General features: G+C 42.6%; 12 protein-coding genes and 1 riboswitch. Of the genes, 6 read left to right on the plus strand and 6 right to left on the minus strand.

Annotated elements, in window-relative coordinates:
• Positions 1-16: 16 nt before the first annotated feature.
• A riboswitch (TPP riboswitch) is annotated at positions 17-128 on the plus strand.
• Between the two features lie 144 nt (positions 129-272).
• The 6 genes from thiC to thiH all read left to right on the plus strand — a co-directional run bounded on the left by thiC (position 273) and on the right by thiH (position 5824).
• Positions 273-2261, plus strand: a complete 1989-nt coding sequence (thiC, locus tag PR767_RS19450; protein ID WP_109913191.1) for a phosphomethylpyrimidine synthase ThiC — start codon at positions 273-275, stop codon at positions 2259-2261.
• Positions 2245-2910: a thiamine phosphate synthase gene (gene thiE, locus PR767_RS19455; protein ID WP_272520830.1), complete on the plus strand. Its 666-nt coding sequence runs from the start codon at positions 2245-2247 to the stop codon at positions 2908-2910. The genes thiC and thiE overlap by 17 nt, the downstream gene beginning before the upstream one ends.
• Before the next feature lie 76 nt (positions 2911-2986).
• Positions 2987-3745: a HesA/MoeB/ThiF family protein gene (locus PR767_RS19460; RefSeq protein ID WP_004265857.1), complete on the plus strand. Its 759-nt coding sequence runs from the start codon at positions 2987-2989 to the stop codon at positions 3743-3745.
• Complete coding sequence (gene thiS / locus PR767_RS19465; RefSeq protein ID WP_004265860.1) at positions 3733-3933, plus strand: sulfur carrier protein ThiS; 201 nt, start codon at positions 3733-3735, stop codon at positions 3931-3933. The genes PR767_RS19460 and thiS overlap by 13 nt, the downstream gene beginning before the upstream one ends.
• A gap of 2 nt (positions 3934-3935) precedes the next feature.
• Positions 3936-4706 carry a thiazole synthase gene (locus PR767_RS19470; RefSeq protein ID WP_110732256.1) on the plus strand — a complete coding sequence of 257 codons (771 nt, stop codon included), beginning with the start codon at positions 3936-3938 and terminating at the stop codon, positions 4704-4706.
• A complete protein-coding gene (gene thiH, locus PR767_RS19475) occupies positions 4703-5824 on the plus strand; it encodes a 2-iminoacetate synthase ThiH (protein WP_004265866.1) in 1122 nt (373 codons plus the stop codon). Before PR767_RS19470 ends, thiH begins: the two co-directional genes overlap by 4 nt.
• A gap of 54 nt (positions 5825-5878) precedes the next feature.
• Here the strand turns inward: thiH and PR767_RS19480 are convergent, their stop codons facing one another.
• The 6 genes from PR767_RS19480 to PR767_RS19505 form a co-directional block, all read right to left on the minus strand.
• A complete protein-coding gene (locus PR767_RS19480; protein ID WP_272520831.1) occupies positions 5879-7180 on the minus strand; it encodes a uracil/xanthine transporter in 1302 nt (433 codons plus the stop codon).
• Positions 7181-7437: 257 nt separating this feature from the next.
• On the minus strand, positions 7438-8016 hold the full coding sequence (locus PR767_RS19485; protein ID WP_117163048.1) for a DJ-1/PfpI family protein: 579 nt from the start codon (positions 8014-8016) through the stop codon (positions 7438-7440).
• A 91-nt stretch (positions 8017-8107) separates the two neighbouring features.
• On the minus strand, positions 8108-8962 hold the full coding sequence (locus PR767_RS19490; RefSeq protein WP_196720035.1) for a tagatose bisphosphate family class II aldolase: 855 nt from the start codon (positions 8960-8962) through the stop codon (positions 8108-8110).
• Between the two features lie 115 nt (positions 8963-9077).
• Positions 9078-10544 carry a DUF2264 domain-containing protein gene (locus tag PR767_RS19495; protein ID WP_272520832.1) on the minus strand — a complete coding sequence of 489 codons (1467 nt, stop codon included), beginning with the start codon at positions 10542-10544 and terminating at the stop codon, positions 9078-9080.
• A gap of 62 nt (positions 10545-10606) precedes the next feature.
• Positions 10607-12214 carry a sulfatase family protein gene (locus tag PR767_RS19500; protein WP_196719216.1) on the minus strand — a complete coding sequence of 536 codons (1608 nt, stop codon included), beginning with the start codon at positions 12212-12214 and terminating at the stop codon, positions 10607-10609.
• A 23-nt stretch (positions 12215-12237) separates the two neighbouring features.
• A complete protein-coding gene (locus PR767_RS19505; RefSeq protein ID WP_272520833.1) occupies positions 12238-13473 on the minus strand; it encodes an anaerobic sulfatase maturase in 1236 nt (411 codons plus the stop codon).
• Positions 13474-13673 lie beyond the last annotated feature (200 nt).

A 13673-nucleotide genomic window follows, 5' to 3' on the forward strand; every position in this document is an offset into this window, starting at 1 on the left:
GGAAAGCTTATACTGAAATCTCTTGTCGGAGTGCCTAGCATGCATAGCATCGGGCTGAGACCGTTAATTCGGGATCCGCGGAACCTGATCGGGTTAATACCCGCGAAGGGAACAAGAGTAATCACTCAGCGTCTTTTTGCCATCTCTCATTTGGCTAAAAATTAAACGCAATGTCTTTTTATTACTCCGCCGAACTCCTGACAAGCAACTTTCTTTCGATAAACCCGCTACACACTTAGCTGTGATAGCCGTGACAATGTCAGGAAATTGCTATGTCCAATAATACACAACAAAATATCATCCCTACAGCTGATTTATCGCCACAAGCAGCACCCGCTCGCACTCGTAAAGCCCAACGTGATGCCGCTGAAAACTTTATCAACACTGTTTCTGGCGTTTCATTTCCCAATTCTGAACGTATTTATCTTCAAGGTTCAAGAGACGATATCCAAGTCCCAATGCGAGAAATTCAGCTTTCGCAAACCCTTATTGGTGGCGACAAAGACAACCCGCAATTTGAAGACAACGAACCCGTTCCTATCTACGACACTTCAGGCCCTTACGGCGACCCAACATCAGAACTCAACGTTCACAAAGGCTTGAAAAAAATTCGCGCGCCATGGATAAACGAGCGCTCAGACACCACTAAAGTAGAAAATCTCAGCTCTGACTTCACACAACAACGACTTGCTGATGCAGGCCTTGACCATCTACGCTTTAACAACCGTCCCCACCCGTTAAAAGCCCAAACTAACAAGTGTGTTACCCAATTACATTACGCACGCAAAGGTATCATTACCCCTGAAATGGAGTTTATTGCAATCCGCGAAAATATGGGACGTGAACGTATTCGTGACGAAGTTTTATTGCAACAACATCCAGGCCAAGGCTTTGGCGCAAATTTGCCAGAGAATATTACCCCTGAATTTGTTCGCCAAGAAGTGGCGGCGGGTCGCGCTATTATCCCAGCCAATATCAACCATCCCGAATCAGAACCAATGATTATTGGTCGTAATTTCTTGGTTAAGGTTAATGCCAATATTGGTAATTCATCGGTCACCTCATCCATTGAAGAAGAAGTAGAAAAACTGATTTGGTCAACACGCTGGGGGGCAGATACCGTCATGGATTTATCCACTGGCCGTTATATCCACGAAACCCGCGAATGGATTTTACGTAATAGCCCCGTGCCTATTGGTACAGTTCCGATTTACCAAGCCCTCGAAAAAGTGAACGGCGTCGCCGAAAATCTCACGTGGGAAATGTTCCGTGACACATTATTAGAGCAAGCAGAACAAGGTGTCGATTACTTCACTATCCATGCCGGCGTATTGCTACGCTATGTGCCAATGACAGCTAAACGCCTAACAGGGATCGTCTCTCGCGGTGGCTCTATCATGGCAAAATGGTGCTTGTCTCATCACCAAGAAAATTTCCTGTATGAGCACTTCCGTGAAATCTGTGAAATTTGTGCCGCTTACGACGTTTCCTTGTCGTTAGGGGATGGACTACGCCCCGGTTCAATTCAAGACGCCAACGACCAAGCTCAATTTGCCGAGCTCCATACCCTTGGTGAGCTCACAAAAATTGCGTGGGAATATGATGTTCAAGTCATGATTGAAGGTCCCGGCCACGTACCAATGCAAATGATCCGCCGCAATATGACCGAAGAGTTAGAGCACTGCCACGAAGCGCCATTCTATACGTTAGGGCCTCTAACAACAGATATTGCTCCGGGTTATGACCACTTTACCTCTGGTATTGGTGCCGCCATGATCGGTTGGTTTGGCTGTGCGATGTTATGTTATGTCACCCCTAAAGAGCACTTAGGATTACCGAACAAAGAAGATGTTAAACAAGGGCTAATCACTTATAAGATTGCAGCCCATGCCGCTGACCTTGCTAAAGGCCACCCAGGTGCACAGATCCGTGATAACGCCATGTCCAAAGCCCGTTTTGAATTCCGCTGGGAAGACCAATTTAACTTGGCGTTAGATCCTGAAACTGCTCGCAAATATCACGATGAAACCTTACCACAAGCCTCTGGGAAAATTGCTCATTTCTGTTCTATGTGTGGGCCTAAATTCTGTTCAATGAAAATATCCCAAGAGGTTCGTGACTACGCGGCCCAAAAAGAAGCAAATGAAAAAGAAGCGGGTATGGAACAGATGTCAGAAGCCTTCCGTGCCCATGGCAGCGAACTCTATCACGGTGCTGAAATTGTGAATGCTGAGGTGGATGAAAATGCCAAAATTGCCTAATGCTATAACTCTCCCAAATAGCCCTTTTCCTGAGACTGCACAACGCCTTGGGCTTTATCCCGTTGTGGATTCCGTTGAATGGATTGAACGTTTGCTTAATGCAGGTGTTTCCACAATTCAATTGCGTATCAAAGACAAATCTGACGCAGATGTTCGTGATAAGATTCAACAAGCTATTGCGCTCGGGGAAAAACATAACGCACGCTTATTCATTAATGATTACTGGCGGTTAGCGGTCGAGTTTGGTGCTTATGGCGTACATTTAGGCCAAGAAGATTTGGAAACTACCGATTTATTAGCAATCCACCAAGCGGGCTTACGGTTAGGAATATCAACGCACGATGAGCATGAATTGGCTATCGCAAAATCGGTTCGCCCTTCCTACATTGCCATGGGGCATATCTTTCCAACACAAACCAAAGAGATGCCTTCTTCGCCTCAGGGTTTAGAAACACTTAAAGCCATGGTGGAAGCAACACCTGATTACCCAACGGTAGCCATTGGTGGGATTTCCATTGATAAAGTGCCTGACGTGCTAGCAACTGGAGTGGGGAGTGTCGCGCTAGTCAGTGCGATTACTAAAGCCGATGATTGGCGCGCCGCAACAGAAACTTTGCTGAATTTAATTGAGCGGGATCACGCCAATTAGTCGATTTTTAATCACAAAATTAGCCCTAGTTTATCGTCATAAAAACAGGGCTAATGATGATTTAAGGAATTCAATCATGTTAAGTGACCAAGAATTCATGCGTTACAGCCGCCAGCTATTACTTGAAGACATCAGTCCTGAGGGGCAACAAAAACTGAAAAATAGCAAAGTCCTAATTGTCGGTTTAGGGGGCTTAGGCTCTCCCGCATCCCTTTATTTAACGGGCGCTGGTGTCGGCGAATTGTGGCTAGCTGACCACGATGACTTACACGTTTCTAACTTACAACGGCAGGTACTTTACGATACCGATGATATTGGCCAGTCAAAAGCCCAGCTTGCCGCAGATAGGCTACATCAACTCAATCCGTTGGTAAGAACCCATGTTATCGCACAAAAGTTGGATGTTGAGACTTTAATTCCATTAGCGGAACAAGTCGACTTAGTGCTTGATTGCTGCGATAACATGGCCACTCGTCATGCAGTTAATGCCGCCTGTGTCATGACCAATACAACCTTAGTCAGCGGCAGTGCTGTTGGGTTTGGTGGCCAATTAATGGTACTTGAGCCGCCATTTAGTACCGGTTGCTATGCCTGTTTATACCCAGACCAAGATGAACCCGAACGCAACTGCCGCACTGCTGGGGTATTAGGGCCAGTGGTTGGGATTATCGGCACGTTGCAAGCACTGGAAGCCATTAAATTACTTGTCGGCCTTCCCTCTTCACTGAGCGGTAAATTGCGTTTATTCGATGGAAAACAGCAACAATGGAATACATTGCAATTAATGCCGTCACTGCAATGTCCAATCTGTCGGGAAGAAACATGCATATCATAATTAATGACCAACCTATGGAATTCGACGCCCCACTGACGGTTAATCAATTATTTTCCACTCTCGATCGCCCAATGGTGGGAACTGCACTTGCCATCAATCAAGTGATCATTCCGAAGAGTCAGTGGGATTCATATCTCATTAATGACCAAGATAATATCTTGTTGTTTCAAGCTATCGCGGGGGGCTAATGATGTTAAAAATCGCAGATTTTACTTTTCACTCACGCCTATTTACTGGAACAGGTAAATTTGCCAGCGCCAATCTCATGCAAGACGCCATTGCGGCATCCGGCAGTCAATTGGTGACAATGGCAATGAAACGTATTGATTTACGTGGGCAAGATGATGGTATTTTACAACCTCTACAACAATTGGGCGTGAAACTATTACCGAATACTTCAGGGGCGAAAAATGCCCAAGAGGCGATATTTGCTGCACGCCTAGCTCGTGAAGCCCTTGGTACTAACTGGGTCAAACTCGAAATCCATCCAGATATGCGTTATTTACTACCGGATCCCATCGAGACATTACTCGCCGCAGAGCAGCTCGTTAAAGAGGGATTTGTTGTATTGCCTTATTGCAGCGCAGACCCGGTGTTATGCCGTCGTTTAGAAGAAGTTGGCTGTGCCGCTGTGATGCCATTAGGCGCACCGATTGGCACAAACAAAGGCTTAGCAACGAAAGAAATGCTCCGTATCATTATTGAACAAGCTTCTGTACCTGTCGTTGTAGATGCCGGAATTGGTGCACCAAGCCATGCGGCAGAAGCCATCGAAATGGGCGCTGATGCCGTTTTAGTCAACACTGCAATCGCTGTAGCAAAACAACCTGTACTCATGGCAAAAGCGTTTAAACTCGCGGTCGAAGCGGCTGAATTAGCTTATCAAAGTGGTTTAGCTACGCCGAAGCAACAGGCGCAAGCGTCCAGCCCATTGACCAGTTTCTTAGGGGCCTTATCATGATCCCAAGCTTCCAAGAACGCTTACAAGCACTGGATTGGGACGATACGACACTGCGGATAAACAGTAAAACACCTGCCGATGTAGAACATGCTTTAGCGGTGGATATACTCACACTCGATGATTTTATGGCACTGCTTTCCCCTGCTGCCCGTCCCTATATTGAGCTGATGGCACAAAAAGCTCAGAAACTCACCCGACAACGCTTTGGCCATGCCGTTGGGTTTTATGTGCCACTTTATTTATCGAACCTATGCGCAAACGATTGTACTTATTGCGGTTTTTCGATGAGTAATAAAATTAAACGTAAAACGCTAAATGACGCTGAAATTATCAATGAGTGCGAAACCATTCGCAAAATTGGTTTCGATAGCTTATTGCTAGTCACCGGAGAGCACCAGAGTAAAGTGGGTATGGACTATTTTCGTCACACATTCCCCATCATTCGCCCTTATTTCAGTTCCTTAATGATGGAAGTGCAGCCATTAAGCACAGATGAATATAAGGAATTAAAAACTCTGGGGTTAGATGGTGTGATGGTTTATCAAGAAACCTACCATGAGCCCACGTATCAACTCCATCACCTCAAAGGCAAAAAACAGGATTTTCACTGGCGCTTAGCCACGCCAGAACGCTTAGGAGAAGCGGGTATAGATAAAATCGGCCTTGGTGCGTTAATTGGTTTATCAAACAGTTGGCGTACTGATTGCTATATGGTTGCAGAACATTTGTTGTACCTACAGCAATACTACTGGCAAAGTCGTTATTCTATCTCTTTTCCTCGCTTACGCCCTTGTGCGGGTGGTGTTGAACCGGCATCACTGATGAATGAAGCCGAATTAGTGCAATTAATTTGTGCTTTTCGCTTACTGGCGCCAAATGTAGAGCTTTCACTCTCAACCCGTGAATCACCTTATTTCCGTGATAACGTGGTGCCATTGGCAATTAACAACGTCAGTGCTGGCTCGAAAACCCAACCAGGCGGCTATGCAGATACCAAAGAAGAGCTAGAACAATTTTCTCCAAATGATAACCGCAGTGCCGCACAAGTAGCGAATGCACTTGTGCAAGCCGGTTTACAGCCCGTTTGGAAAGATTGGGATGGTTATTTAGGCCGTTAGAATTTTACTGAAAAAGAGCATTAGCTGCACAACCGCTTAGTGCTCTTTTATTATTTAGGAGATTTTATCCCACTTGATCGTATTTTCTAAAATAAGAGCCAATATAATGCCCATAAGTAACCCATTACCCAGTAAAGAACTAAACATTGTTGGTAACGAATTTAGTACCGCAGCAGGGGCTGACATCAAAAAAATGCCAATAAAAATAGGTAATGCGAGGCGATAAATATTACGTGCATTCAGTTTCATATCCGCAAGAAATGAAAATGAAGAAAATAGCAGCGGCAAATAAGTCGCTAACATAACCGCGCTACCAATGGCTAACGGCAAAGAGCGGAAAAATTGAGTCAATACCGCAACGCCCCCCACGCATAAGAAAATAAGGCTGCCAATCGTAAAAGAGATACGTGAACTGTCTTTTGTTTGAGTAATTAGACCAATTGATGAAACAAACGGTGAAAAAGGCACTACGCCTATCGGCGCTGCTAATATTGTTACAACTCCTGACATCATAAAACTACGCCGATATAAGGACTTAACGGGTAATGAATCGGGGTAAAATACATCCGTTCCGCGCATTGCTCCAAACGTATTTGATGTGTTTAATATCCCAGCCAAAATCGCTGTTATCACAATACTTACATTAATTTCATCAGAGCGGCCTAATGGAAATAGCACCCATTCTCCTGATGAAACAGATGATATCGTGCTACCAAATAACCCACTATAAGCAACCCACCCTGTGATTGTTCCAATCAATAATGCATATTTACCAATATTCACGGGTAAATACACAATGATGCCTATCACAAATACTAATACTGCGAGCGCCAAAAAGAATACAGGATAATTAACTGTAATATTCTCACTACCAATACCAAAGGGTAGCCCTAGCATCCCCTTTAAAAAAATAGTGACCAACTGTGCGCCAAGTAAAAACATAAATACCACCAGCACACCTGGTTTGAATAAACCCGCTAACCAACCACCAAGACCACTTAGGCCAATAAGAATGGTAATAATCCCAGACAGAAAAATTCCCATTGCCAAACTCCATCCAATCGTCTCAAGAGGAGTTCCTTGCATAGATTCTGACAAAGTAACGGTTAAAATTGTTGCCCACCACAGCCCTGTAGGCCCTTCCATTATGGAGCGTTTATGTCCTATAAATGCTTGCAACAAGCAAGCTAAAGCTGTTAATAAGAAAGCATACTGAGTAATAACAAACGTGGTTTGTGGTGACAAATGAAAAGCAGACTGTAACGTCGGGGGAATAACAACCGTATTACAAAAGATAAAAAAGAACCATTGAAAGCCAGAAATAATATTATTTTTTGTAATAGCAATATTCCGCATTTTCATTCCTTACCAGTGATTATATATCTGACCAGATTAATGTTTATAACGGAAAATTTCTAATTTAAATCTAATTGTTATGATATTTATAAATTATGATTTATTCTTCTCATGATAAAAAATAGCTTCATACACTATTAATTCTCTATTTTTATTTTCATTCGACTAGTTGATAAAAATAAAGCGGGGGAAAATATTATTCCGCTTTATTTATTACCTTTATTGCCGATATAAAAGTACGTAGTTACCAATAAAAATTATAGATAGGAAAGCGGCCAATGTTTAAAATATATATGTTTAGCCTGCCAATCCACTTTATCAATATTATCAGCAAGCAAATGTTTTGCGACGGTAAATGCAAATTCAAAGCTTACACCAAGCCCTTTTGCACTAATAAATTTTCCATCAACAACAACATCTTGGTCGACATAGATACCATCATCAAATTTTTCAGCCAGCTTATCTCCTGTACTATAATGCCGTCCTTCCAGTAACCCATGAGCCGCTAACACCTTCGCACCTGAAGAACATAGCGCACAAATATACTTATCCTCATGTATGTGCCGACGAAGAAAATCAACTACTTTTTCATTCGCATACAAGCGGTCAGTTCCTTTTGGGCCCCCTGGCATCATGATGGCATCATAAGTATGGGATAACTTATCGACTAACAGATAATCTGCACTAATTTTAGTACCAAAATACGTATTTAAAACAAGCGTATCCATGCAAGACAGCACATCAACATGAATATCTAGCCGACGCATGATATCAATGAAAATGACCGCTTCCCCTTCCTCAAAGCCATCCGCGAGCAAAACAGCAACTTGTTTCATGACATTCCTTTTATTTTTAAAGAAATTTATTACGGATCATCCGCAATAAATTTGGTTTATACATCAAGTAAATCCAGATGATTTTTACTTGTTAAAGTGTTCCATCACTTTTGCAAACACGAATTTTATCCATCACCACCGCTTTCATCGCCGCCTTTCCGGGAACCAAGTAATGGCGTGGGTCGGTAGCCTCTGGGTTTTCAATGAAGTATTGCTTAATGGCATCAGAAAACGCAATTTTGAGTTCTGTCGCGACATTGACTTTACAAATTCCAAGGTCAATACAATGCCGTACATCCGCATCCGGGATCCCCGAAGCACCATGCAGAACTAACGGTAAGTCTGTTTTCTTACGGATGGCATCTAGCCTAACAAAATCCAAATGAGGCTCACTTTTGTACATGCCGTGAGCGGTTCCGATGGCAACAGCTAAGGAATCAATACCCGTTCTTTGAATAAAAGTAATCGCGGCATCAGGATCGGTGAAAAGTGCATCTGCTGCATCGACAACTAAGTCATCTTCTTGCCCCCCTAAACGCCCAAGTTCCGCCTCAACCGTACAGTCCCACTGATGGCAAAAATCAACAACCCGTTTAACAATTTGAATATTTTCTTCAAACGGAAAATGAGAAGCATCAATCATTGCAGAACGTACACCCGCGGAGACTTTCTGGAAGATATCTGGGATATCTTCATGATGATCGAGATGCAAAGCCACGGGGACTTTATAGCGCTCAGCGGCCTGCTGGCAGATTGCTATCAAATAGTCACTTCCTGCATAAGAAAAGGTACTCGGTGTGCCTGCTAAAATAACCGGAGATGCCATTTCTGCAGCAGTTTCCATAACAACTTGAATGGTTTCTAAATTATGAATATTAAATGCGGGAACTGCATAGCCTCCCAGTTGGGCTCTGTTCAACATATTACGGGTAGATACCAAGTACATAATCGCCTCTCACCTTTCGATTGATTTCGAACAATATTAAACGAAAGAAATAGAAAGGTAAAAGATCTAAATCACATTTCCATTCCTTTCGCACTGAAAGCAAATGAAAGGAAGATTAGAAGTAGTGAGTCATTTTAGAGCTATAACTTGTCACTCCTTTACGTAACAAGTTGTTTTTAGGTCGTTTTGATTGGCCTAGTAGCGTTTCAATTACTTTATGTGAGCATAATTGTTTCTCTAAGCGGCGCGTCAATGGGGATTGCTGTTTGAGGTAATCTTCACGAAATATCACGGTGACCTCTTGTGTTTCTTTCACACCAATAACCGTTACCGCAATTGATGGTATTTCGAAATGAAAGTCTGAGCTTTCAACTGGCAGTGGGCTACAAGGGCTATCCCAAAGTTGAATTCGATTGCCACAATACAAAGCAATAATTACAGCACGTAATGACCAAAAACTACTCGCAGGACCACTGTAATTATCGACTAGGCGGGCATCATAGCTGAATAAACCTTGAGTTGGCGCTCCCGCTTTTAAGGCACCATGACCAATAAAATAACGCAAAGTACTTTCTAGTGCTTTTTTAGCCTCCCCCACACTCACAGCATCCCCACCTAAATCAACACCGGCTAATAAAGGCGCGGACACCGCGAGGCGATAACATGCACTGCGGCCAAAAAATGGAATCCCTTGCGGTGTCATAAAATAACGATAATGATGGTTAAACTGATTTAATGAACTACGAATGAATTCATCATCGAAGTGGGGGCAAATTTGGTTCAGCCAATATAATGAATAGTAAAAGCCCCATGCATTATAGTAATCAAAGTTACCTTTCGCGCCATCCCGAAACCAGCCATCACCCACGTAAAATTGTTTCACTCTTTCATACCGCCACATTGCAATAGTATCTCGAGCAGTGAGCGCTCGGATCACAAATTGCACGGTAAGTGGAAAAAGGTGCCAGTTGTTATCAACAATATCGCAATGATTAACCTGTTCAAACCATGTAATAATTTGCTGTTGCGCAGGTGTATCCAATTTTTCCCATACCCACTCACGGCTTAACCAAAGCGTCAGAGCTAAGTCTGCTGACTCACAAATTTTTTGGTCATAATTTTCAAGTTTTCCCCAATAGCCTTTATGAGTGGGGTCAGTGCCATGTAAAAATGCATTTTTGATAATCTCAGGAAGGTCAATCGACGCTAAATTTAATCCATTTAATGCAGTTTTTCGGCTATGAACTAACCATGCGGCAAACAAAGGTAGTACACGACTAACGCCTTCTAGCGCATCTGTTCGCACAGTCTGTTGGCCAGGACTGCCAGGGTAATAGGCATGAGAGTAGCCCCAAGCTTGATAATGAACAAAGGCTTCTGCGGTATAGCGGACTAATAATTCGCAAAGAACTGAAAGTGGTTGATTTTCATCTTGAAAGGCTTTGATGATGTGGCTATCGTTACATTGATAGGCTGACTTTCTCATTAACCTTCTAATGATATTTTCTTTGAATAGTTTTTGATAAATTTTTATATCTGGGTGTTCATAAGGCAGCTTTGGGCGTTCAGTCGGCGTTGTCATACGTATTTCTCTATGATGAAACAGGCGCATCCTTGCGCGCAGATTAGAACAAAAGTTTGTATTTATTTTGCTGATTCAATCAGAACTTGGTAACGGTCTTGTCCCCATACGACAGGTTTTGGTTTATCTTTAATCCATTGATAATAAGCAAATTTCAACTCTTTTACTTTTTCTGGGTATTGAGCTGCTAAATTATTCGATTCGGCTGGATTTTGTTTATCATTGAATAATTGGAGCTGGTTAGAACCATCATCATAAAAATAAAGCGCCCATTCCCCATCACGGATAGCCCATGAGCCTTTCGATAGTTTTTCTAAATTAGGGTTATTTGGAATTTCTTTGCGTTGATAAGTGATCCATTCATGGTAGCCATGCCAAAAATCTTGGTTTTCTTCGCTGTAATGTTTCGTCCCTGGACCTGTCCAATACAGATAATCATGTGGTGACTTTTCTGTTTTACCCGTTAATAGTGGCATAATATTTTTGCCTTCTACTTTCATGCTATCGGGTATGGTGATCCCTGCGCTTTGTAATGCGGTTGGTAAGATATCAATCGCTGAAACCATCGCATCACTGTGTTTACCCGCAGGAATATGCCCTGGCCAATAAACAACAAATGGAACACGTACACCACCATTAAACATTTGCCCTTTAAAGCCTTTATCCATCGCATTCATTGGCATTGGCGACTCATGCACCGCACCATTATCAGAAATAAAGAAAATTAGCGTATTATCTAATTCACCATTTTCCTTTAGTGTATTGATAATTTTACCAATTCCCTCATCGGCCGCATTTAGCGCAGCAAAATATTTATCGGCTTCAACATTACCCGTATTGAATTTATCCATGTATTTCGCTGGAGAAGCTTCTTCTAACGGAATGTGCGGCACGCTATATGAAAGATTGATAAAAAAAGGTTTGTCTTTGTGCCCATCAATGAAATTAATGGCTTCATCCGTTAACAAATGCGTGGTATAGCCAGGAGCTGGCACATTTTCACCATTTCGCCACATTGCGGGGGAGTTCCAAAGTGCCGCCCCTGATGCATAGAAACTATATGCATAATCGAAACCTCTTTCATGAGGTGCGAAACCTGGCTCCGGTGTCGAAATCATATTATCGTGATAATCGCGCGTTTGCTTTTCTGGTGCAATTTTAGGTTTTTTCAATACCTTCGCATTATGCCATTTTCCAATACTGGCGGTGGCATAGCCATTTTCTTGGAATAATGCAGGTAATAGTTTGATATCTTGAGGAATACCTAACATCGCATCATCGTTACTGTAAGTACCAAAACTTGCAGGAGAGCGCCCAGTAAAAATACCCGCTCGTGATGGGCCACAAACAGGATGAGCCACAAATGCATTGGTCATCTTAATCCCGCCTGCAGCCATATCCGAAACATTTGGCATTGCTGCTCTTGCTGCTTCCACCATCTTATTAATATCACCTTGATAACGTTGTGGTGATGGGCGCTGCGCAAGCTCTTTGACATCAAGGCTATCAAGCACAAAATCGAGCTGCCCTGTTCCTAAGTCATCCATAACAATCAGTAAAACATTCGGCTTTTCCGGTGTGCCTCCTGCATTCGCTGCAATGGGAGGCACTAAGCTGCTTGCGGCTATCAGCCCAGCTAATAGGCTTTTCTTCATAGAAGGTAATCTCACAAAAATATCTCCAGATAATATGATTATTGCTTGTAAGCACGCTGTATTGCGCCAAGTGCATCACTGGCTAAAGCACCACCCGATATCGCTTGACGCATTAACTGCATACCTAAAGCGGTATGATGAAAAATTTTTTTATATGAACGACATAAATAGTTATGGCGATATTTTTCACCTTCTATCGCCGTGATCCGGTGCTTAGGGCAACCACCATAACAAAGGCTTTGAACCTCACAGCGCTGGCAAAGATTAGTTAGCTTGTCATATTTATTTTGCCCAAAACGGACTTGCTGCTTAGAAGAAACAATACGGGAAAGGGAGTGTTGTTGTACGTTACCCAACCGATTTGCAGGGTACACATAGTGGTCACAGGAATAGACATCCCCATTAGATTCAATAATCAGTGCTTGCCCACACGTTTTAGATTGTACACAGGTTGATGCGGGATAGCCCATCCAAGTTCCTAATAAGCTATCAAATAGACGTATGTAAATTTTGCCAATGTCTCCTTGATGGATCCATTCATCAAAAATATCAGCCATAAACTGCCCATACCCCTCCGCGGGTACTGAAAATGGCGCCATCACCGCATTTGGTCCAGGGGCATAATGACCACTTTGGGTTTGTGGAAAGCGCCTATCAACCTCAACAATAGGGATAAACTGAAAAAAAGTGGACCCCAATGCTTTCAAGGCTCGGTACGTTTCTTTTCCTTTTTGCCAATTTTGGTCATTAACTACGGTTAGGGTATTAAATTCAACACCGTATTCAATCAAGAGCTGAATGGCTTTCTTCACACGCTCAAAAGTTGGGTTGCCATTAACGGAAATTCGATATTTATCATGAACCGCTTCTAAGCCATCAATTGATACACCAATTAAAAAACTGTGGTCTACAAAAAACTGCGCCCATTGTCGATTAATCGCAATGGCGTTCGTTTGCACACTATTCGTGATCGTTTTTCCTTGGGCATATTGCTTTTGGTACTTAACAACTCGCTCAAAAAATTCGAGCCCTGCAAGTGTTGGCTCCCCCCCTTGCCATGAAAAATCTACCTGCTCACCAGCATGGGACTGGATATAGTCTTTGATATAACGACGTAGCACGTTATCAGGCATAACGTCATGTTGATCTTGCGCAGGTTGCTCGTGAAACACATTTTCTTTTTCAAGATAAAAACAGTATTCACATTTAATATTGCAGCGATAACTGGTGGGTTTCGCCATCATATGAAAGTAAGTGGGTTGGTTTGCAGGCATTTAAATTAATCCGAAACAGTCAGGTTATTTTTATAGCATTACCCAAAACACGAAAAATCAAAAGAGATTGAAATCACAAAACAGCAAAATGAAAGAATTTGAAAGAAAGTAGTTTGAGTTAGAACAATTGAAGAGAGTATAAATAACATACAGTAAACCGCTGACTTTTGTTTTTGATTTAAAGAAACTTCTCTTCCTTT

The organism is Providencia sp. PROV223 (assembly GCF_028479245.1).
In the GTDB taxonomy this organism is placed as follows: domain Bacteria; phylum Pseudomonadota; class Gammaproteobacteria; order Enterobacterales; family Enterobacteriaceae; genus Providencia; species Providencia rettgeri.

Coding starts and splice junctions, on each gene's coding strand:
- thiC (WP_109913191.1), top strand. CDS start 273: ATGTCCAATAATACACAACAAAATATCATCCCTACAGCTGATTTATCG.
- thiE (WP_272520830.1), top strand. CDS start 2,245: ATGCCAAAATTGCCTAATGCTATAACTCTCCCAAATAGCCCTTTTCCT.
- PR767_RS19460 (WP_004265857.1), top strand. CDS start 2,987: ATGTTAAGTGACCAAGAATTCATGCGTTACAGCCGCCAGCTATTACTT.
- thiS (WP_004265860.1), top strand. CDS start 3,733: ATGCATATCATAATTAATGACCAACCTATGGAATTCGACGCCCCACTG.
- PR767_RS19470 (WP_110732256.1), top strand. CDS start 3,936: ATGTTAAAAATCGCAGATTTTACTTTTCACTCACGCCTATTTACTGGA.
- thiH (WP_004265866.1), top strand. CDS start 4,703: ATGATCCCAAGCTTCCAAGAACGCTTACAAGCACTGGATTGGGACGAT.
- PR767_RS19480 (WP_272520831.1), bottom strand. CDS start 7,180: ATGCGGAATATTGCTATTACAAAAAATAATATTATTTCTGGCTTTCAA.
- PR767_RS19485 (WP_117163048.1), bottom strand. CDS start 8,016: ATGAAACAAGTTGCTGTTTTGCTCGCGGATGGCTTTGAGGAAGGGGAA.
- PR767_RS19490 (WP_196720035.1), bottom strand. CDS start 8,962: ATGTACTTGGTATCTACCCGTAATATGTTGAACAGAGCCCAACTGGGA.
- PR767_RS19495 (WP_272520832.1), bottom strand. CDS start 10,544: ATGACAACGCCGACTGAACGCCCAAAGCTGCCTTATGAACACCCAGAT.
- PR767_RS19505 (WP_272520833.1), bottom strand. CDS start 13,473: ATGCCTGCAAACCAACCCACTTACTTTCATATGATGGCGAAACCCACC.